This is a genomic window from Kitasatospora sp. NPDC004240 (assembly GCF_053603215.1).
Window position 1 is genome coordinate 32,334 of sequence record NZ_JBSGFD010000044.1, and the last position, 19,001, is coordinate 51,334.

A 19,001-nucleotide genomic window follows, 5' to 3' on the forward strand; every position below is an offset into this window, starting at 1 on the left:
GGGGTTCAGAGCACGGCCTCCGATTCCGCCCAGCGGTCCTTGGGCACGGTCTTGAGCCGGGTGACCGCGTCGGCGATCGGGACCAGCGCGATCTCGCCCCGGCGCAGCGCGGTGAAGTGGCCGAAGGCGCCCTTGTGGACGGCCTCCACGGCGTGCCAGCCGAACCGGGTGGCGAGCACCCGGTCGCGGGCGGTGGGGATGCCGCCGCGCTGGACGTGGCCGAGGATGACCGGCCGGGCCTCCTTGCCGAGCAGGTCCTCCAGCTCGTGGGCGAGCCGGTTGCCGATCCCGCCGAAGGTCCGGTGGCCGAACTGGTCGAGGTCGCCGTGGTCGAAGCGCATCGTGCCGGGCATCGGACCGGCCCCCTCGGCGACCGCGATGATGGCGAACTTCTTGCCGCGGGCGAAGCGGTCCTCGACCAGCCGGGCCACCGCCTCGATGTCGAAGGGCTTCTCCGGGAGCAGGATGCCGTGGGCGCCGCCCGCCATCCCCGCGGTGAGGGTGATCCAGCCGGTGTGCCGGCCCATCAACTCGACCACCATGACCCGCTGGTGGGACTCGGCGGTGGTCTTCAGCCGGTCGATCGCCTCGGTCGCCACGTGCACCGCGGTGTCGAAGCCGAAGGTGACGTCGGTGGCGTCGATGTCGTTGTCGATCGTCTTCGGGACGCCGACCACCGGCAGCCCGGCGTCGCTGAACAGCCGGGCCGCGGTGAGGGTTCCCTCGCCGCCGATCGCGATCAGCGCGTCGATGCCGAGGTTGCGGGCGAGGGTGGTGGCGTTCTCCACCGCCCACTCGATCCGCTCGCGCCTGACCCGGGCCGAGCCGAGGATCGTGCCGCCCAGGGTGAGCAGTCCGGTGACGTCGTCGTGCGAGACCGGCCTGGCCCGGCCCTCGATCAGGCCGAGGAAGCCGTCCTCGATGCCGAGGATCTCGTCCCCGTGGACGTCGGTGCCGCGGTGCACCACGGAACGGATCACCGCGTTGAGGCCGGGGCAGTCGCCGCCGCTGGTCAGGACACCGATACGCATGGTGGCTGTGCTCTCCCGTTCCGCCGTGGTTCGGGCCACCCGGGGCTTCCCGGGCGGCCCCGGTCGGTAGGCAGCCTAGGGCCTGTCGCTTGGATTTTGTCGGATCAGACCGCGGCTCCCCCAACCTTCGGCTGGGGGGACCCCCATTCGTGCGTGCATCGCAAGGCGGAGGAAGGAGCCACTGCGGTGGGGGCACCTCCCGGCCGGAGGCTGGGGGCCATTGGCGACCGACGACAACGCAGCGTGGGGGCACCTCCCGGCCGAAGGCTGGGGGAGTGCGTGCCCGGACGCCGCGGGCCCGGCAAGGATCCGAGCGACAGGCCCTGTTGGTTCGGGGACCGCCGGGGCCCGTGACACAGCCGGACCGACGCGCCCCGGCCCACGGCCGTTCACTCGGCGAAGTGGTCCCAGCCGCCGACCCGGTCCCAGGGGGCGCCGTCCACCGTGACCCGGCCGCCCCGGCTGCCCGTCGGTCGTCCGGTCACCCGGCCCACCACCCGCCAGCGGGCGGGCAGTTGGACGCCGGCGGGGAAGGTCGCCGCGATCGCGTGGTCCTCGCCGCCGGAGAGCACCCACACCAGCGGGTCCACCCCGACCGCCTGGCCGATGTCGGCCATCTGCGCCGGTACGTCGAAGTCGGCCGCGCGCAGGTCGATGTCCACCGCGCTGGCCTTGGCGACGTGACCGAGGTCCGCGACCAGCCCGTCGCTGACGTCGATCATCGAAGTGGCGCCGAGCTCCGAGCCGGCCGGGCCCGCGTGGTAGGGCGGTTCGGGCCGACGGTGCGCCTCGACGAAGGCCCGCGGCGAGCGGAAGCCGCGCTGCAGCACGGTCAGTCCGGCGGCCGACCAGCCCAGCCAGCCGGTCACCGCGACCACGTCGCCGACCTGCGCCCCGGCGCGCGTCACCGCCGCGCGCCCCTGGAGGTCCCCGAGCGCCGTGATGGCCAGGGTGATGGTCTCCCCGCGCACCACGTCGCCGCCCACCACCGTGGCGCCGGCCACCTGGCACTCGTCGCGCAGCCCGTCCATCAGCTCGGTGGCCCAGGTGGTGGGCAGGTCGGCGGGGGCGACCAGGCCCAGCAGGATCGCGGTCGGCACCGCGCCCATGGCGGCCACGTCGGCCAGGTTCTGCGCGGCGGCCTTGCGGCCCACGTCGTACGCGGTGGACCAGTCCCGGCGGAAGTGCCGACCCTCGATCAGCACGTCGGTGGTGGCCACCACCCGGCCGTCCGGCGCCTTCACCACGGCCGCGTCGTCGCCCGGGCCGAGGTCGACCGCCTCGGTGAGCGGTACCCGGGCGGTCAGCTCCTTGATGAGTCCGAACTCACCGAGCTCGCCCACGGTCCCCTGCATCTGCCGTCCTCTCGCAGTCCGGCCGACACCGGCCGGACGATTCCACTCGAACGTTTCGCAACCCCCGTCCCCGGGGAGAGCGCGCCCCCCGCGCGCAGCGTACGCCCTCCGGACGCGCAGAGGTCTCCCCTCCCCGGCCCGCTGCGCGGTAGCGTGGTGATCAGTCTGCCGTTGCCCCCCGCGCTCCCCACCCGGGCGCCCCGACCGGGCGGTCACGGCGGCGGTCCCCGTTCCCAGCCGCCGGGAGGTCCCCGTGGTCCAGGCATACATCCTGATCCAGACCGAGGTGGGCAAGGCCGCCTCCGTCTCCGAGACCATCAAGGGTCTCCCGAGCGTCCAGCAGGTCGACGACGTCACCGGCCCGTACGACGTGATCGTCCGCGCCGAGGCCGACGACTTCGACGAGCTCGGCCGCCTGGTCGTGGCCCAGCTCCAGAGGATCGAGGGCATCACCCGCACCCTCACCTGTCCGGTGGTCCACCTGTAAGGCCCGGCTACCATCGGCGGGTGGCCCGACAACTGCGCGTCCCCCGCGTCCTGGCGACGCTCCCGGCCCCCGTCCGGTGGCTGGCGCTCCCGCTCGCGCTGACCTGCACCGTGGTGGTGCTGGTCGGCAGCTGGAGCACGTCCGAGGAGCCGATCGAGGTGCCCGTGCCGACGGGCAAGGCCGCGGGGTACTGCCGGGAGCTGGCCGGGGCGCTGCCGCAGGCCCTGCTGGGCCACCCCCGCAAGGACCCCTCCCCCGCCTCGCCGTACGTGGCCGTCTGGGACTCCTCGCCGCGCACGGTGCTGCGCTGCGGCGTGCCGCACCCGGACGAGCTCACCTTCGAGCGGCAGAAGGAGATCTCGCCCACCATCGACGACGTGACCTGGTTCGCACACGAGCTGGGCGACGGCGGCTACCGGTTCACCGCGACCCAGCGCGCGGCCTTCGTGGAGGTCACCGTGCCCGGAGGGGCCTACGCCAACCCGCTGGACGCGGCCGCCGCGCTCTCCGCGGCGGTCAAGGCGCACGTCCCGGCCTGAGCCGGGACGACGGGAGGGGCGGGCCCGTCGACGGGCCCGCCCCTCCTCGCGTCGGGCGTCAGCGCAGGCCGGTGGAGCGGTTCAGCGCCCGCTGCAGCAGCCGGTCGATCAGCTCGGCGTACGGCATCCCGGTGGCCTGCCACATCTTGGGGAAGGCCGAGATGGGCGTGAAGCCGGGCATGGTGTTGATCTCGTTGACCATCCAGGTGCCGTCGTCCAGCAGGAAGAAGTCCACCCGGGCCAGGCCCTCGCAGCCGAGCGCCTCGAAGGCCGCCAGCGCCTGCCGGCGGATCTCGGCGGTCTCCTCCTCGGAGAGCCGGGCCGGGATCTGCACCTCGGAGGAGTCGATGTACTTGGCCTCGAAGTCGTAGAACTCGTAGCCGCCGCCGACCAGGACCTCGGCCGGCACGCTGGCCCGCGGACCGTCCTCGAACTCCAGCACCGCGCACTCGATCTCGCGGCCGGAGACCCCCGCCTCGATGATCAGCTTGGGGTCGTGCCGGCGGGCCTCCTCGATCGCGGCGTCCAGGTCGGCCAGGTCCTTGACCTTGGTGATGCCCATGCTGGAGCCGGCCCGGCAGGGCTTCACGAACAGCGGCAGCCCCAGCCCGGCGGCCCGCTCGCGGACGGCGGCGCGGCCCTCCTCGCTCTCCCACTCGCGCGGGCGCACGATGGTGTACGAGCCGACGCCCAGCCCGTGCGAGGCCAGGATCCGCTTGGTGAACTCCTTGTCCATGCCGACCGCGCTGGCCAGCACGCCGTTGCCGACGTACGGGACGCCGGAGAGTTCCAGCAGGCCCTGGAGGGTGCCGTCCTCGCCCCAGGGGCCGTGCAGCAGCGGCAGCACCACGTCCACCTCGCCGAGGGCCTTGGGGGCCGTTCCGGGCTCGCTCCAGACCACCTCGCGGCTGCCCGGGGCGAGCGGCAGCGCGACCTGGCCCTCGACGGACTCGGCGACCTGGGCGACGTCCGGCAGCCGGCCGTCCGTGATGGCCATCCGGGCGGGCTCGTCGCTGACCAGCGCCCAGCGGCCCTCGTGGGTGATGCCGATCGGCAGCACCTCGTACTTGTCACGGTCGATCGCCCGCAGAACGCTGCCCGCGGTGGTGACCGAGATGGCGTGCTCGGAGCTGCGGCCGCCGAAGACGATCGCTACGCGCGGCTTCGCGGACGGGTTCTGGGAGGTCTTTTCGATGCTCATATCGGGTTTGAGACTACCGTGCGAGGGGTTTCCGGGACGTCAGCCGCCCCGGCCCGCCCGTCGGCCGCCCGCCCGTGGGGCCCGGCGGGCCCCACGGCGCTCAGCGGCTCAGCGGCGCAGAGACTCGGAGGCTCAGCGGCGCTCCGGCTTGGCGGAGCGCGACATCAGCGCCTGCAGCGCCTCCTGGGTGGGCCGGCCGTTGTGCACCACGTCCACCACCGCCTCGACGATCGGCATGTCGACCCCGCTGCGGCGGGCCAGGTCCAGCACCGACTCGCAGGACTTCACGCCCTCGGCGGTCTGCCGGGTGGCCGCGATGGTCTCGGCCAGCGACATCCCCCGGCCCAGGTTGGTGCCGAAGGTGTGGTTGCGCGACAGCGGCGAGGAGCAGGTCGCCACCAGGTCGCCCATCCCGGCCAGCCCCGCGAAGGTGTACGGGTCGGCGCCGAGCGCCAGCCCCAGCCGGGTGGTCTCGGCGAGCCCGCGGGTGATCAGCGTCGCCTTGGTGTTGTCGCCGAGCCCCATGCCGTCCGCCATGCCGACGGCCAGGCCGATCACGTTCTTCACCGCGCCACCCAGCTCGCAGCCCACCACGTCACCGTTGGTGTACGGCCGGAAGTACGGGGTGTGGCAGGCCGCCTGGAGCCGCTTGGCGACCTCCTCGTCGGCGCAGGCCACCACGCTGGCGGCGGGCTGCCGGTTGGCGATCTCCCGGGCCAGGTTGGGGCCGCTGACCACCGCGACGCGCTCCGGGCCGACCCCGGCGACCTCCGCGATGACCTCGCTCATCCGCTTGGCGGTGCCGAGCTCGATGCCCTTCATCAGGCTGACCAGCACCGTCCGGTCGCCGAGCAGCGGCGCCCAGACGGCGAGGTTCTCGCGCAGCGTCTGCGAGGGCACCGCGAGCACCGCGAAGTCCGCGCCGGCCAGCGCCTCGGCGGCGTCGGTGGTGGCCCGGACCGACGCGGGGAGCTCGATCCCCGGCAGGTAGTCCGGGTTGACGCGGGTGGTGTTGATGGCGTCCACCAGCTGCTGCCGGCGGCCCCACAGCACCACCTCGCTGCCGGCGTCGGCGAGCACCATCGCGAAGGCGGTGCCCCAGGATCCGGTGCCGAACACGGCGCATCGGGTCACTTGGCCGCCTCCTCGCCGTTGCCGCGGGCCTTGCCGGCCGCCCGGCTGCGCTCGGCCTCGGCGGCCTCGGCCCGGTGCCGGGCGGCGGCGCGCATGTCGTACCGCTCGGCCGGCGGCTCCTCGCCGCGGATCCCGGCCAGCACGGCCGTGATCGCCTGCATGATGTCCTCGGTGGCGTCCCTGAGCACCTGGGCGGTCAGCTCCTGGCCCTGGTACTTGGTGAGGTCCACCGGCGGGCCGGCCGCGACGGTCACCCCGTGGCGCGGGAACAGGTTGAACTTCGCCTTGCCCGCACCGCCCCTGCCGTACGGCGGGATGATCTCGTGGGCGCCCCAGTGCGCCACCGGGATGACCGGCGCGCCGGTCATCAGCGCCACCCGGGCGACCCCGCTCTTACCGGTCATCGGCCACAGGTCCGGGTCCCGGGTGAGCGTTCCCTCCGGGTAGAACTGCACGCACTGGCCGCCGTTGACGGCGTCGATCGCCGCCCGGAAGGCCTGCGCGGCGTCGGTCGACTCGCGGAACACCGGGATCTGGCCGGTCTTGCGCAGCATGAACCCGATGAACGGGACCGAGAACAGCGAGGACTTGCCGAGGATCCGCGGCGGGCGCCCGCTGTTGTACTGCCAGTGCGCGTAGACGAGCGGGTCGATGATCGAGTTGTGGTTGACGGCCGTGATGAAGCCGCCCTCCTTCGGCAGGTGCTCCCAGCCCCGCCAGTCGGGCTTGACCAGAGCGGTCGTCACCGGCTTCACCAGCACGGCCGCGAAGCGGTACCAGATGCCGTAGTCGGCGTTGCCGAAGCTGGCGTACGAGCGGCGGGCCACCCCAGGTCCTCTCATCCGGTGCGGCACGTGGGGTGCCGCGGTCAGTGCCGCCCGGCCCCCGTCCGGGGAACCCCGGTGCCCGGGGCCCGGGCGCGGAACAGTCTCGCCCGAGCGCTCACCGGCTGTCGAGCGACCCCCGCGGCGGGCCGGGCACACGTGACCAATCGCACGTCAGCGCCCGTCCGGCGGCCTGGCGGGGGTTCCGGGACCGGCGCCACAATGGCGCCGATGACCCAGGACACCGTACGCCCCAGCGGACCCCTCCCGCCGCCCGCACCCGCCGCCGGCTGGTCCCTGGTGCTGCCGCTCAAGCCGCTCGCCCTGGCGAAGAGCCGGCTCGCCCCCTTCGCCGGGCCGCACCGCGCCGACCTGGCGCTGTCCTTCGCGCTCGACACCGTCACGGCCGCGCTGGCCACCCCGGGCGTGGCGCGGGTCCTGGTCGTCACCCGGGACGCCGCGGCCGGCGAACGGCTCGCCGCGCTCGGCGCCGTGGTGGTCGCCGACGAGCCCGGCGGCGGCCTCAACCCCGCGTTGGCGCACGGCGCGGTCACCGCGCTGGCGCTCGCGCCCGACGCGCCCTTGGCCGCGCTCTCCGCCGACCTCCCGGCGCTGCGCCCGGCCGAACTCGCCCGGGTGCTGGCCGCCGTGCCGCCCGTCGGACGGGCCTTCCTGGCCGACGCCCCGCGGCTGGGCACCACCCTGCTGGCCAGCGCCCCCGGCAGCGCGCTCGCGCCGGCCTTCGGCGACGGCTCCCGGGCCCGCCACCGGGCCGGCGGCGCACGCGAACTGCGGCTGGACGGCGTGGAGTCGGTGCGCCGGGACGTCGACACCGGGGCCGACCTGGCCGAGGCGCTGGCGCTGGGCGTGGGCCGGCACACCGGGGCGGCGGCGGCCGCGCTGCGCTGACCGCTCCCGGGGCCGGCGGCGTGTGCCCGGACGGCGGCGGCGTGCGCGCACGACGACCGGCCGCCCGTGGACGACGGGCCGCGTTGTCGGTGCCCCTCGCTATGCTGCAACCATGCAGGCCACCGCGTTCACCTTCGACCCCGCCACCCGGGCCGGCTCCGTGCTGCTCGACGACGGGACGCCGGTCCCCTTCGACGCGGCCGCCTTCGACGCCGGCGGGCTGAGGCTGCTGCGCCCCGGTCAGCGGGTGCGGATCCGCACCGAGGGCGCCGGCGAGGCCCGCCGGGTGGTCTTCGTGACGCTCCAGACCTTCCCCGACCCGGCCGACGCGGTCTGATCCCCGGGTCCGACCGGACCGGGCCCCGGACGCGAGAAGAGCCGTGGCGGTCCGCCCGCCCGGGGGAATTCCGGGAGGGGTGACCGTCACGGCTCTCGAAGGCCGTCCGGACTACTTCGCGGTGGTCTTGCGCGCGGTGGTCTTGCGGGTGGTGGTCTTCTTCGCCGGAGCCGTCTTCTTGGCGGCAGCGGTGGTCTTCTTCGCGGCGGCGGCCGTGGTCTTCTTCGCCGCGGCGGTGGTGGTGGCCGTCTTCTTCGCGGCGGCGGCCTTCTTGGTGGCGGCCGTGGTGGCCGTCTTCTTGGCCGCGGCGGCGGTGGTCTTCTTGGTGGCGGTCGCCTTCTTGGCGGCGGCGGCCGTGGTCTTCTTCGCCGCGGCGGTGGTGGCGGTCGCCTTCTTGGCGGCGGCCTTCTTCGCCGGGGCGGCGGCAGCGGCGGCGGCCGTGGCGGCACGCTTGGTGGCGGCGCGCTTGGCGGCCGGGGTCGCGGCGACACCGCTCTTGCCCGGGGTGAGGGAACCCTTGGGGGCCTTCTTGACGGACGGGCCCTCCTTCGGCAGCTTCTTGGCGCCGCTGACCAGGTCCTTGAAGCCCTGGCCGGGACGGAAGCGCGGAACGGAGGTCTTCTTGACCTTGACCTTCTCGCCGGTCTGCGGGTTGCGGGCGAAGCGCGCGGAGCGCTCCACCTTCTCGAAGGTGCCGAAACCGGTGACCGAGACCCGGTCACCCGCCACGACGGCACGCACCATGGTGTCGAGCACTGCGTCGACGGCTTCTGCGGCAGCCTTGCGACCGCCCAGCTGCTCGGCCACCGCTTCGACAAGCTGAGCCTTGTTCACGTCTTCCCCTTCGGAAACGGGCGCCGGATGATTCCATCCGTTCATTTCGCACGTTAGGTATGTATCTGCGGACTTTCAATTACCAAACGCGCGAATCACCCTAGTGTCGCAATGGATTTGCGCGTCGGCGACCTCAGAGGCCGGGCGGGCGCCCGGCGTCGAGGTCCTGCACAAAGCGACCCAACCGCCTTGCCGCCTCCGGAAGATCGCGCTTGGCGGTCTCGGTGACGATCAGGAGTTGACGGGTGAGAGCGGTCTTTGCATCGGCGGACACGTTCAGCGCATGCACGCGGGCGTGAGCTTGCTTCAACCGCTCGGCCACTAGCGCGTAGAGCGCTTCGACGTCCTGGTCGTCCGGCCCCTCAGCGGCTGAGGTGGCGGCGTCCCGCGGATCGTCAATTCGGCGTTCGGCTCCCCGGCCCATGGACTCCGGTGACGCGGGTTCGCCGCCCGCGTACGGAGGTTCATGGTGCCGGTGCATGTACTGATTGTGCCATCTACCCGCAGTTGTGCTCGCGCGGGGCCCTCCGGGGCATTGCATTGTCGGCAATCGGGGCGCTCGCGGGAGTCGAACTCCGGCTCCGGAACGGCGGATGGCCCGCCCCCCCGAGGGGAGGACGGGCCATCCGGTGGAACGCGGTAATGCGGTACCCGACGAAGAGTCAGGCGGCGTGCTGCGTACGGGGCTTGAACGCCGGACGGCGCGCCTCGAAAGCGGCGATGTCCTCCTCGTCGCTCAGCGTGATGCTGATGTCGTCCAGACCGTTCAGCAGCCGCCAACGCACGTTGTCGTCCAGCTCGAAGGGGGCCGTGACGCCCTCGGCGCGGACCTCGCGGGCCTCCAGGTCGACGGTGATCTCGGCGGTCGGGTCGGCCTCCGTCAGCGCCCACAGCCGCTCCACGGTCTCCTGCGGGAGGACCACCGTCAGCAGGCCGTTCTTCAGCGAGTTGCCGCGGAAGATGTCGGCGAAGCGGGACGAGATGACGGCGTGGAAGCCGTAGTTCTGCAGGGCCCAGACGGCGTGCTCACGGGAGGAGCCCGTGCCGAACTCGGGGCCGGCCACCAGCACGGTGGCGCCCTGGCGCTCGGGGCGGTTGAGGACGAACGCCTCGTCCTTGCGCCAGGCCTCGAACAGCCCGTCCTCGAAGCCGGAGCGGGTGACCTTCTTCAGCCAGTGGGCCGGGATGATCTGGTCGGTGTCGACGTTGCTGCGGCGCAGCGGGACGGCACGGCCGGTGTGGGTGGTGAACTTCTCCATGCTGCTCAGGCCTCCACAGCGACATCGGACGACAGATCGGCGGGCGCGGCCAGACGGCCGAGCAGGGCGGTCGCGGCGGCGACCTGCGGCGAGACCAGGTGGGTGCGGCCGCCCTTGCCCTGGCGGCCCTCGAAGTTGCGGTTCGAGGTCGAGGCGCAGCGCTCACCGGGGGCCAGCTGGTCGGGGTTCATGCCCAGGCACATCGAGCAGCCGGCGTGGCGCCACTCGGCGCCGGCGGCGGTGAAGACCTTGTCCAGGCCCTCCTCGACGGCCTGCAGGGCGACCCGCACCGAGCCGGGCACGACCAGCATCCGTACGCCGTCGGCGATCCGGCGGCCCTCCAGAACGGCGGCGGCGGCCCGCAGGTCCTCGATCCGGCCGTTGGTGCAGGAGCCGACGAAGACCGCGTCGACCTTGACCTCGCGCAGCGGGGTGCCGGCCTCCAGGCCCATGTACGCCAGGGCGTTCTCGGCCGCGATCCGCTCCTGCGGGTCGGCGAAGGACGCCGGGTCCGGGACGGAGGAGCCCAGCGGGGCGCCCTGGCCGGGGTTGGTGCCCCAGGTGACGAACGGGGTCAGCTCGGTGGCGTCGATGAAGATCTCGTGGTCGAAGACCGCGTCCTCGTCGGTGCCCAGGGTCTTCCAGTACGCGACCGCGGCGTCCCAGTCCTCGCCCTCGGGGGCGTGCGGGCGGCCCTTGAGGTACTCGAAGGTGGTCTCGTCCGGGGCGATCATGCCGGCCCGGGCGCCCGCCTCGATGGACATGTTGCAGATGGTCATCCGGGCTTCCATGGACAGCCCGCGGATGGCTGAGCCGCGGTACTCCAGGACGTAGCCCTGGCCGCCGCCGGTGCCGATCCTGGCGATGACGGCCAGGATCAGGTCCTTGGCGGTGACGCCCTCGGGCAGCTCGCCCTCGACGGTGATCGCCATGGTGCGGAACGGCGCCAGCGGCAGGGTCTGGGTGGCCAGCACGTGCTCGACCTGGCTGGTGCCGATGCCGAAGGCCAGGGCACCGAAGGCACCGTGGGTCGAGGTGTGGGAGTCGCCGCAGACCACGGTCATGCCGGGCTGGGTCAGGCCCAGCTGGGGGCCGACCACGTGCACGACGCCCTGCTCGACGTCGCCCAGCGAGTGGATGCGGACACCGAACTCGGCGGCGTTCTTGCGCAGGGTCTCCAGCTGCACCTTGGAGACCGGGTCCGCGATCGGCTTGTCGATGTCCAGGGTGGGCGTGTTGTGGTCCTCGGTGGCGATCGTGAGATCGGTCCGACGGACCTTGCGCCCGGCCAGCCGGAGGCCGTCGAAGGCCTGCGGGCTGGTCACCTCGTGCAGCAGGTGCAGGTCGATGTAGAGCAGGTCGGGCTCGCCCTCGGCGCGCCGCACGACGTGGTCGTCCCAGACCTTCTCTGCGAGTGTCCGTCCCATCGGAATCCCTCCAGCCGGCCGCGTTGCCGGCCTTCTCGTCTCGTCGAGCTCAGTAGCTTCCGCCGCCCTGTGAGGCACACTCCGCGCTGCCTGCACGCCGGATCGGTGTCCACGATGCGGACACCCGGTGGGGGTCGCATCCTGGATGTCTCCCGGGCTGCTGCATCCAGAGTGGCGCTTTTCTCGCGAGATTGAACTTGCGTCTCGCGGAATGAGACTGCAGTCTTAGGGCATGGACAACACTAGCGGCGTCGGCGTTCTCGACAAGGCCGCTCTGGTGCTCAGCGCACTGGAGTCGGGCCCCGCCACGTTGGCGGGGCTGGTCGCCGCCACCGGTCTGGCGCGCCCCACGGCCCACAGACTCGCCGTCGCACTCGAACACCACCGTCTGGTCACCAGGGACATGCAGGGGCGCTTCATCCTCGGCCCCCGTCTCTCCGAACTCTCCGCCGCGGCGGGCGAGGACCGGCTGCTCGCCACCGCGGGCCCGGTCCTGACCCACCTGCGCGACGTCACCGGCGAGAGCGCACAGCTCTACCGCCGCCAGGGCGAGATGCGGATCTGCGTAGCCGCCGCCGAGCGGCTCTCCGGCCTGCGGGACACCGTCCCGGTCGGCAGCACCCTGCCGATGAAGGCCGGCTCGGCCGCCCAGGTCCTGCTGGCCTGGGAGGAGCCCGAACGGCTCCACCGGGGACTGCAGGGCGCCCGCTTCACCGCCACCGCCCTCAGCGGCGTGCGGCGGCGCGGGTGGGCCCAGTCGATCGGCGAGCGGGAGCCGGGCGTGGCCTCGGTCTCCGCGCCCGTCCGCGGCCCCTCCAACCGGGTCGTGGCCGCCGTCTCGGTCTCCGGCCCGATCGAGCGCCTGACCCGCCACCCGGGCCGGCTGCACGCCCAGGCCATCATCGAGGCCGCCAACCGGCTCACCGAGGCCCTCCGCCGCAGCTGACCGCCGCGGCCGGGACGACGAAGGGCCCGCCCACCTCGTGGAGGTGGGCGGGCCCTTTCCCGTTCGTCCGCGCGGCCTCCCGGGGCCGGCCGGGGCGATTCCCGCGCGGGCGGCCGCCCGGGAATGCGTACCGCCCGGAAATGCGCGACCATCCGGAAACGCGAAAGGCCCCGGATCTCCGGGGCCTTCATTTCTGGCTGGGGTACCAGGACTCGAACCTAGACTAAATGAACCAGAATCACTCGTGCTGCCAATTACACCATACCCCAACAAAGCAATCGGCCGATGGGGTGACCCACCGGCTTCCTGCTTCGGTACCCCCGACCGGATTCGAACCGGCGCTACTGCCGTGAGAGGGCAGCGTGCTAGGCCGCTACACAACGGGGGCTTTCCAGGTGATCCCTTGCGGGATCCGTACCCCCGACCGGATTCGAACCGGCGCTACTGCCGTGAGAGGGCAGCGTGCTAGGCCGCTACACAACGGGGGCTTGATCTTCATTTGTACTGCCGAACCGCGATCCTACCGGATCACCGTACTGCGCTGGGGTACCAGGACTCGAACCTAGACTAAATGAACCAGAATCACTCGTGCTGCCAATTACACCATACCCCACCGGAGTTGATCCCCCTGCGGGGTCTTCCCTGGCGTTGCGCCTCCTGCTCGGTTACCGACGGGGTTTCACTCCCTCGTCCGTTCCCTCCCGGGCGGCGCAGAAAGAACATTACCCGATGCCGGGCGCGGCTCCAAAATCGATAACCGCAGGCAGCGGCCGGGGCGGCTGCGGGCCAGGTCAGCACCGGGCCCGCGGCCGCCCCGACGGGCCTCAGGAGGCCGGCACGACCGCCAGCGCGGCGTTCAGCCGGCGCAGCGTCTCGGGGCGCCCGAGCAGCTCCATCGACTCGAACAGCGGCGGGGAGACCCGGCGGCCGGTGACGGCCACCCGCAGCGGCGTGAAGGCGAACTTGGGCTTGATGCCCAGGCCCTCCACCAGCGCCTCGCGCAGCGCGGCCTGGATGGGCTCCGGGGTGAAGTCCTCCAGCGCCTCCAGCGCCTTGACGCTGGCCTCCAGCACCGGCCGGGAGTCGGCGCCCAGCACCTTGGCCGCGTCGTCCGGGTCGAGGGCGAAGTCCTCCGGCGCCACGAAGAGGAAGCCGGCCATGTTCACGATCTCGCTCAGCGCGACCATCCGCTCCTGGGTGAGCGGCGCCACCTTCGCCAGCAGCTCCAGCTGCTCGGCGGTGGGCTCGGCCGGCAGCAGACCGGGGGCCTGGAGGTACGGCACCAGCCGGCGCACGAACTCCTCCGGGGCGAGCCGGCGCACGTGCTCGGCGTTGATGTGCTCGCACTTCTTGAGGTCGAAGCGGGCCGGGTTGGCGTTGACGTCCGAGATGTCGAACGCCTGGACCAGCTGCTCCATCGAGAAGAGGTCGTCGTCCGCGGAGAGCGACCAGCCGAGCAGCGACAGGTAGTTGAGCAGGCCCTCGGGGATGAAGCCGCGCTCGCGGTACAGGTTGAGCGAGGCCTGCGGGTCGCGCTTGGAGAGCTTCTTGTTGCCCTCGCCCATGACGTACGGCAGGTGGCCGAAGCTCGGGGTGGTGCCGTTGCCGACGCCGATGTCCGCGAGCGCCGCGTACAGCGCGATCTGGCGGGGGGTGGAGGAGAGCAGGTCCTCGCCGCGCAGCACGTGGGTGATGCCCATCAGCGCGTCGTCCACCGGGTTGACCAGGGTGTACAGCGGCGCGCCGTTGGCCCGCACGATGCCGTAGTCGGGCACGTTCTCCGGCTCGAAGGTGAGCGTGCCGCGCACCAGGTCGTCGAAGGAGATGGTGCGGTCGGGCATCCGGAAGCGCAGGATCGGCTCGCGCTTCTCGAGCTTGAAGACGGCCACCTGGTCGTCCGTCAGCTCGCGGCAGTGGCCGTCGTAGCCGGACGGCCTGCCCGCCGCGCGGGCCGCTTCGCGGCGGGCGTCGAGCTCCTCGGTGGAGCAGTAGCAGTGGTACGCGTGGCCGGCCTCGTGCAGGCGGCGGGCGACGTCGGCGTAGATGTCCATCCGCTGCGACTGCCGGTACGGCGCGTGCGGGCCGCCGACCTCGGGACCCTCGTCCCAGTCGAAGCCGAGCCAGCGCATCGCGTCGAGCAGCTGCTCGTACGACTCCTCGGAGTCGCGCGCCGCGTCGGTGTCCTCGATGCGGAAGACCAGCGTGCCGCCGTTGTGGCGGGCGAAGGCCCAGTTGAAGAGGGCGGTGCGGACCAGGCCCACGTGCGGGTTGCCGGTCGGGGAGGGACAGAAGCGGACCCGGACGTCCGGGTTCGCGGCGGTGTTAACCACGCTTGATCACCTTGTTGGTGAGAGTGCCGATGCCTTCGATGGAGACGGCGACCTGGTCGCCGACGTTGAGGGGGCCCACCCCCGCGGGTGTGCCGGTGAGGATGACGTCGCCGGGCAGCAGCGTCATGGCCTCGGAGATGTGGACGATCAGCTCGGCGACCGGGCGGACCATCAGGGAGGTGCGGCCGGTCTGCCGCAGCTCGCCGTTGACCGTGCAGGTGACGGCGAGGTCGGACGGGTCGAGGTCGGTCTCGATCCACGGGCCGAGCGGGCAGGAGGTGTCGAAGCCCTTGGCGCGGGCCCACTGGCCCTCGCGCTGCTGGACGTCGCGGGCGGTCACGTCGTTGGCGCAGGTGTAGCCGAGGATCACCTCGGGCACCCGTTCCAGCGGGACCTCGCGGCACATCCGGCCGATGACCACGGCGAGTTCCGCCTCGTGCTGGACGTCCGAGGAGAACGGCGGGTACGCGATGGACTCGGTCGGGCCGATCACCGCCGTGGACGGCTTGAAGAAGGTGAGCGGGACGTCCGGGACCTCGTGGCCGAGCTCGGCGGCGTGCGCCGCGTAGTTGCGGCCGACCGCCACGATCTTGTTCGGCAGCATCGGGCTGAGCAGCCGGACGTCCTGGAAGCGGTAGCTCTCGCCGGTCGGTTGCGGCTGGCCGAAGGGGTGGCCCGCCAGGGCGTGGACGATCAGGGACTCGGGCTGGGAGGGGTCACCCTCGACCACGCCGAAGGAGACGCTGCCGGCGGCAGGGCTCCCCTCCCGGACGGAAAACCTGGCAATGCGCACGGCTGGGATACCCCTCGCTTCGTCGGCCGCCCGGGCGCGCCCGGGCGCTGGTGGGCCGTACGTGCCTCGCGCACGGCCTGGTCGATCGTTCCCCAGGCTATCGCGTGGGCCCCCGGCCGCCCGCTTTACCCCTGTTCACCGCGGTTGCGCCGGGTGTGCGTCAGGAGCCGTGCCGGGCGGCCCCGGCGGCGCCGGGACGTGCCGAGGGCGCCGCGGCCGGATCGGCCGGGGCGCCCTCGGGCGGCGCGCGGAGCGCGGGGTGCCGGGGTCAGTCCTGCGGGACCTGGACGGCCGGGGCCACCATCAGCACGGTGCGCCGCGGGTTGGCGGTGCTGGTGGGCAGCTCGGTCGAGTAGGTCACCGCGTCCTCGGGCTTGCGGGCGCCGGGGATCTTGCTGAAGTCCTCGACCGAGGCCAGGGTCGTCCGGCGCGGGTTCGCCGTGGAGCGGCAGGAGAGCGTGGACTTGGTCGCGGCCTTCTTCGCCTGGGACATCGCGTCAGCACCTTGGAGGTCTGGGCCGGCCCGGTCCGCGCGCTGGCGCCGACCGGCCGCGGCCGGGAGTGATTCGGGGTGTTTCTGGGCAGGCTGATCGGGGCCGTGCTCCGGATGCAGCCAGATTACGGATCTCATTTCATAGCGACCGTGACCAAAGCTACACATTGCGCTGTGACTTTCGTCACAAATTCACGAGCAGTTCCCAAATATCCGACATATCGACGCATCAGAATTTACCGACATAGGGGCGATTTCGGGCATATCGGAAGCACTCCGACTCCTGTTGATCTCGGGTCGGCTTGGCATGTATCCGGCGAGTGTCCGAAAAATGCGGTATTCCGGTCCGGTTACCACACAGTCAGTGAGACCCCGCGCGCGGTCGGTAGCGCCGCGCGGCGTGCCCCGGCGGCCCTTGTTGGGATTCCCCGGCTGTGCTGGAATGCCACGGACCGTGGGTAGGGAGTAGTCCACCCCGGTGCCCGCTCTCCCGGACCGGCCGGGGTGCGGATGGAAACTCGACACCGTCCAGGCCGCGGCGACGCGGCAGGACGCCCGGTCCAGAGGTTGCGACGCCAGTGCAGGGACGTTTCAAAAGGGGTAGCGGCGCCGCGGGTGACCCGGAGTCGCGAGAGCCCGTGGCAGGCCCCCAGCAGGCGCTGACGCCCGGAAACCCGGCCGAGCCGGGGTCCGCGGAGCCCGGCCGCCCGGAGGGTGCCGAGCCGGACGACCGGAAGTCCACCCGCGACAAGCTCCGCAAGACCCTCACCCGCCGCCGGGCCAAGGGCATGAGCCGACTCGCGGTGCGCAACTGGCGCATCCGGACCCGACTGATCGCGCTGCTCGCGCTGCCGGTCCTGGTCGCGCTCATCCTCGGTGGGCTGCGCATCCAGACCTCGCTCGAGTCGTCGCAGCAGCTCGCCCAGATGGCCAACCTCTCGGATCTGGCCAAGAAGGCGACCAACCTCGCCGACGCGCTGCAGACCGAGCGCGACATCAGCGCCGGCCCGATCACCCACAACCCGCAGGCGCCGCTCGACGACGAGATCGTCAACGCCCGCAAGATCACCGACGATCTGAGCCGCACCTTCAGCGCCTCCTCGGACAAGTTCGAGAACCTCGAACTCTCCGGCGGCAAGGCCCTGCTCCTGCAGATCCGCAAGGACCTCAACGCGATCTCGGACGCGCGCCTCGGCCCGTACCAGAACAACCAGAACATCCAGGCCACCATCACGGCCTACGACGTGATCATCCGCGACCTGCTCTCGATCACGCAGGACATCGCGCTCGCGTCCAACAACGGCGACCTGGTCCGTTCCACCCGAGCCCTGCAGCAGTTCTCGCTGACCAAGAACTCGACCTCGCAGCAGCGCGCGCTCATCAGCGCCGCGCTCGCCAACCCCAAGGGCCCGGACCTCAGCCCCTCCGACGAGTCCTTCGGCATCCGCCTGAAGTCGGCCTACGAGAACGCGCTCACCAGCTTCAACTACATCTACACCTCGCACGACCTCGACAACCTGCGCGGCCAGCTGAGCTTCAACAACGTCGTCGCGGCCGCCGACCGCTACTCGGGCCAGATCCTCCAGCAGAGCGGTATCCACCAGGCCGACCCGATCTCGTACAAGGACTGGTACGAGCGCTCCACCGCCAAGATCTCCGCCGAGCGGCGCATCGAGGCGAAGCTGATCGAGGACCTGGACGGCAAGGCCCAGGAGCTCCAGGCCGCCGCCGACACCGAGGCCCTGATCATCGCCGCCGCCGTCGCGATCGTGCTGCTCGTCGCCCTCGGTGGCGCGGCCCTGATCGCCCGCTCGATGGTGCGCTCGCTGACCCGACTGCAGAGCGCGGCCGAGGACGTCGCCGAGCGCCGTCTGCCCGAGCTGGTCAAGACCCTCTCCGAGAGCGACCCGCAGGACGTCGACGTCACCGTCGCGCCCGTCGGCATCGACTCGACCGACGAGATCGGTCACGTGGCCCACGCGTTCGACATGGTGCACAGCGAGGCCGTCCGCCTCGCCGCCGAGCAGGCCCTCCTCCGCGGCAACATCAACGCGATGTTCACCAACCTCTCGCGCCGCAGCCAGGGCCTCATCCAGCGCCAGCTGTCGCTCATCTCCGAGCTGGAGAGCCGCGAGGCCGACCCCGACCAGCTGGCCAGCCTCTTCAAGCTGGACCACCTGGCGACCCGTATGCGCCGTAACGGTGAGAACCTCCTCGTCCTCGCGGGTGAGGACCCGGGCCGCCGCTGGACCAGGCCCGTCCCGCTGGTCGACGTGCTCCGCGCCGCCGCCTCCGAGGTGGAGCAGTACGAGCGCATCGAGCTCGCCTCCGTGCCGTCGGCCGAGGTCGCCGGCCGCGTCGTCAACGACCTCGTCCACCTCCTCGCCGAGCTGCTGGAGAACGCCACCTCGTTCTCCAGCCCGCAGACCCGCGTCCGGGTCACCGGTCACGCCCTGCCGGACGGCCGGGTGCTGGTCGAGATCCACGACACCGGCATCGGCCTCAGCCCCGACGACCTCGCGGACATCAACGAGCGTCTGGCCAGCCCGCCGACCGTGGACGTCTCCGTCTCCCGCCGCATGGGCCTCTTCGTGGTCGGCCGCCTGTCCCTGCGACACGGCATCCGCATCCAGCTGCGCCCCAGCGACTCCGGCGGCACCACCGCGCTCGTCATGCTCCCGGTGGACGTCACCAACTCCGCCGACCGCCGCGGCCCCGGCCGTCCCGGCTCGGCCCAGGCCAAGCAGCAGCGCGGGGTCGCCCCGACGCCGCGCCAGCAGCGCCAGATGCCGGCCGGCCCGAACGGCGGCCCGGGCGGTGGCCCGGCCGCGCTCGGCCAGGGCCCGGGCGGTGCCCCGCAGGGCCGTCCGCAGCTCGGCCAGGGCGGTGCCCCGGCCGGTGGCCGGCCCGGTCAGGGCGGCCCGAACGGTGCGCCCCCGCAGAACCCCCAGCAGCAGAACCAGCAGAACCCGCAGCAGGGCCCCGGCGGCCGTGCCGGCGGTGCCCCGGGCGGTCTGCCGACCCGCCAGGTCGGCCAGTCGCTGCGCGAGACCCCGCCGCCGCAGGCCCAGCAGGGCCCGGGCCGGCAGGGCCCGCCGCAGG

At 72.5% G+C, this 19,001-nt stretch carries 18 protein-coding genes and 4 tRNA genes; 6 read left to right on the top strand and 16 right to left on the bottom strand.

Annotated features, from left to right (window positions below; all coding sequences use genetic code 11):
- Window positions 1–5 precede the first annotated feature (5 nt).
- Complete coding sequence (locus ACWEQL_RS14630; protein ID WP_452150593.1) at window positions 6–1,031, bottom strand: ATP-dependent 6-phosphofructokinase; 1,026 nt, start codon at window positions 1,029–1,031, stop codon at window positions 6–8.
- Window positions 1,032–1,420: 389 nt separating this feature from the next.
- Entirely contained in the window at window positions 1,421–2,386 is a 966-nt protein-coding gene (locus ACWEQL_RS14635) for a thiamine-phosphate kinase (RefSeq protein ID WP_452150594.1), read from the bottom strand.
- A 253-nt stretch (window positions 2,387–2,639) separates the two neighbouring features.
- On the opposite strand from ACWEQL_RS14635, the gene ACWEQL_RS14640 reads away from it, so the two are divergent.
- A complete protein-coding gene (locus ACWEQL_RS14640; protein ID WP_452150595.1) occupies window positions 2,640–2,873 on the top strand; it encodes an Lrp/AsnC family transcriptional regulator in 234 nt (77 codons plus the stop codon).
- Window positions 2,874–2,893: 20 nt separating this feature from the next.
- Window positions 2,894–3,412 (top strand): DUF3515 domain-containing protein, encoded by a 519-nt coding sequence (locus tag ACWEQL_RS14645; protein ID WP_452150596.1) that lies wholly within the window; start codon window positions 2,894–2,896, stop codon window positions 3,410–3,412.
- A gap of 58 nt (window positions 3,413–3,470) precedes the next feature.
- On the opposite strand, the gene ACWEQL_RS14650 is transcribed toward ACWEQL_RS14645, so the two are convergent.
- The 3 genes from ACWEQL_RS14650 to ACWEQL_RS14660 form a co-directional block, all read right to left on the bottom strand.
- Complete coding sequence (locus tag ACWEQL_RS14650) at window positions 3,471–4,613, bottom strand: D-alanine--D-alanine ligase family protein (protein ID WP_452150597.1); 1,143 nt, start codon at window positions 4,611–4,613, stop codon at window positions 3,471–3,473.
- A gap of 132 nt (window positions 4,614–4,745) precedes the next feature.
- The gene (locus tag ACWEQL_RS14655) at window positions 4,746–5,747 is read right to left on the bottom strand and encodes an NAD(P)H-dependent glycerol-3-phosphate dehydrogenase (protein ID WP_452150598.1); all 1,002 of its coding nucleotides are present in this window, start codon (window positions 5,745–5,747) and stop codon (window positions 4,746–4,748) included.
- Window positions 5,744–6,589 carry a lysophospholipid acyltransferase family protein gene (locus ACWEQL_RS14660; protein WP_452150599.1) on the bottom strand — a complete coding sequence of 282 codons (846 nt, stop codon included), beginning with the start codon at window positions 6,587–6,589 and terminating at the stop codon, window positions 5,744–5,746. Before ACWEQL_RS14660 ends, ACWEQL_RS14655 begins: the two co-directional genes overlap by 4 nt.
- 213 nt (window positions 6,590–6,802) lie before the next feature.
- Here ACWEQL_RS14660 and cofC point away from each other — a divergent pair, with 213 nt between their 5' ends.
- Together cofC and ACWEQL_RS14670 are read left to right on the top strand one after the other, a co-directional pair.
- A complete protein-coding gene (gene cofC, locus ACWEQL_RS14665) occupies window positions 6,803–7,480 on the top strand; it encodes a 2-phospho-L-lactate guanylyltransferase (protein WP_452150600.1) in 678 nt (225 codons plus the stop codon).
- A gap of 112 nt (window positions 7,481–7,592) precedes the next feature.
- Window positions 7,593–7,817 carry a hypothetical protein gene (locus tag ACWEQL_RS14670; RefSeq protein ID WP_452150601.1) on the top strand — a complete coding sequence of 75 codons (225 nt, stop codon included), beginning with the start codon at window positions 7,593–7,595 and terminating at the stop codon, window positions 7,815–7,817.
- Between the two features lie 111 nt (window positions 7,818–7,928).
- Here ACWEQL_RS14670 and ACWEQL_RS14675 read toward each other — a convergent pair whose 3' ends face one another.
- From ACWEQL_RS14675 to leuC, 4 genes are all read right to left on the bottom strand, one after another.
- Window positions 7,929–8,651: an HU family DNA-binding protein gene (locus ACWEQL_RS14675; protein WP_452150602.1), complete on the bottom strand. Its 723-nt coding sequence runs from the start codon at window positions 8,649–8,651 to the stop codon at window positions 7,929–7,931.
- A gap of 133 nt (window positions 8,652–8,784) precedes the next feature.
- Window positions 8,785–9,051 carry an SCO5555 family protein gene (locus tag ACWEQL_RS14680; RefSeq protein ID WP_452150609.1) on the bottom strand — a complete coding sequence of 89 codons (267 nt, stop codon included), beginning with the start codon at window positions 9,049–9,051 and terminating at the stop codon, window positions 8,785–8,787.
- A gap of 262 nt (window positions 9,052–9,313) precedes the next feature.
- Window positions 9,314–9,910 (bottom strand): 3-isopropylmalate dehydratase small subunit, encoded by a 597-nt coding sequence (leuD, locus tag ACWEQL_RS14685; protein ID WP_452150603.1) that lies wholly within the window; start codon window positions 9,908–9,910, stop codon window positions 9,314–9,316.
- Between the two features lie 5 nt (window positions 9,911–9,915).
- Window positions 9,916–11,337 (bottom strand): 3-isopropylmalate dehydratase large subunit, encoded by a 1,422-nt coding sequence (gene leuC, locus ACWEQL_RS14690; protein ID WP_452150604.1) that lies wholly within the window; start codon window positions 11,335–11,337, stop codon window positions 9,916–9,918.
- Between the two features lie 232 nt (window positions 11,338–11,569).
- On the opposite strand from leuC, the gene ACWEQL_RS14695 reads away from it, so the two are divergent.
- A complete protein-coding gene (locus ACWEQL_RS14695; RefSeq protein WP_030246527.1) occupies window positions 11,570–12,283 on the top strand; it encodes an IclR family transcriptional regulator in 714 nt (237 codons plus the stop codon).
- 194 nt (window positions 12,284–12,477) lie between these two features.
- Here ACWEQL_RS14695 and ACWEQL_RS14700 read toward each other — a convergent pair.
- The 7 genes from ACWEQL_RS14700 to ACWEQL_RS14730 form a co-directional block, all read right to left on the bottom strand.
- Window positions 12,478–12,552, bottom strand: a tRNA-Gln gene (locus ACWEQL_RS14700).
- A 46-nt stretch (window positions 12,553–12,598) separates the two neighbouring features.
- Window positions 12,599–12,671: transfer RNA gene (locus ACWEQL_RS14705), tRNA-Glu, on the bottom strand.
- A gap of 27 nt (window positions 12,672–12,698) precedes the next feature.
- A tRNA-Glu gene (locus ACWEQL_RS14710) sits at window positions 12,699–12,771 on the bottom strand.
- Between the two features lie 53 nt (window positions 12,772–12,824).
- Window positions 12,825–12,896 (bottom strand) — tRNA-Gln (locus ACWEQL_RS14715).
- A 211-nt stretch (window positions 12,897–13,107) separates the two neighbouring features.
- Complete coding sequence (gene gltX, locus ACWEQL_RS14720; protein ID WP_452150605.1) at window positions 13,108–14,613, bottom strand: glutamate--tRNA ligase; 1,506 nt, start codon at window positions 14,611–14,613, stop codon at window positions 13,108–13,110.
- Window positions 14,606–15,406 carry a fumarylacetoacetate hydrolase family protein gene (locus ACWEQL_RS14725; protein ID WP_452150606.1) on the bottom strand — a complete coding sequence of 267 codons (801 nt, stop codon included), beginning with the start codon at window positions 15,404–15,406 and terminating at the stop codon, window positions 14,606–14,608. The genes gltX and ACWEQL_RS14725 overlap by 8 nt, the downstream gene beginning before the upstream one ends.
- A gap of 268 nt (window positions 15,407–15,674) precedes the next feature.
- On the bottom strand, window positions 15,675–15,899 hold the full coding sequence (locus ACWEQL_RS14730) for a hypothetical protein (RefSeq protein WP_452150607.1): 225 nt from the start codon (window positions 15,897–15,899) through the stop codon (window positions 15,675–15,677).
- A 638-nt stretch (window positions 15,900–16,537) separates the two neighbouring features.
- Here ACWEQL_RS14730 and ACWEQL_RS14735 point away from each other — a divergent pair.
- On the top strand, window positions 16,538–19,001 hold a 2,464-nt coding region (locus tag ACWEQL_RS14735; protein ID WP_452150608.1), incomplete at its 3' end, for a sensor histidine kinase.

What these genes read in the sequence shown, in the direction of transcription:
- ACWEQL_RS14630 (WP_452150593.1), bottom strand. Translation starts at nt 1,031, where the DNA reads ATGCGTATCGGTGTCCTGACCAGCGGCGGCGACTGCCCCGGCCTCAAC.
- ACWEQL_RS14635 (WP_452150594.1), bottom strand. Translation starts at nt 2,386, where the DNA reads ATGCAGGGGACCGTGGGCGAGCTCGGTGAGTTCGGACTCATCAAGGAG.
- ACWEQL_RS14650 (WP_452150597.1), bottom strand. Translation starts at nt 4,613, where the DNA reads ATGAGCATCGAAAAGACCTCCCAGAACCCGTCCGCGAAGCCGCGCGTA.
- ACWEQL_RS14660 (WP_452150599.1), bottom strand. Translation starts at nt 6,589, where the DNA reads ATGAGAGGACCTGGGGTGGCCCGCCGCTCGTACGCCAGCTTCGGCAAC.
- cofC (WP_452150600.1), top strand. Translation starts at nt 6,803, where the DNA reads ATGACCCAGGACACCGTACGCCCCAGCGGACCCCTCCCGCCGCCCGCA.
- ACWEQL_RS14670 (WP_452150601.1), top strand. Translation starts at nt 7,593, where the DNA reads ATGCAGGCCACCGCGTTCACCTTCGACCCCGCCACCCGGGCCGGCTCC.
- leuD (WP_452150603.1), bottom strand. Translation starts at nt 9,910, where the DNA reads ATGGAGAAGTTCACCACCCACACCGGCCGTGCCGTCCCGCTGCGCCGC.
- leuC (WP_452150604.1), bottom strand. Translation starts at nt 11,337, where the DNA reads ATGGGACGGACACTCGCAGAGAAGGTCTGGGACGACCACGTCGTGCGG.
- ACWEQL_RS14695 (WP_030246527.1), top strand. Translation starts at nt 11,570, where the DNA reads ATGGACAACACTAGCGGCGTCGGCGTTCTCGACAAGGCCGCTCTGGTG.
- ACWEQL_RS14730 (WP_452150607.1), bottom strand. Translation starts at nt 15,899, where the DNA reads ATGTCCCAGGCGAAGAAGGCCGCGACCAAGTCCACGCTCTCCTGCCGC.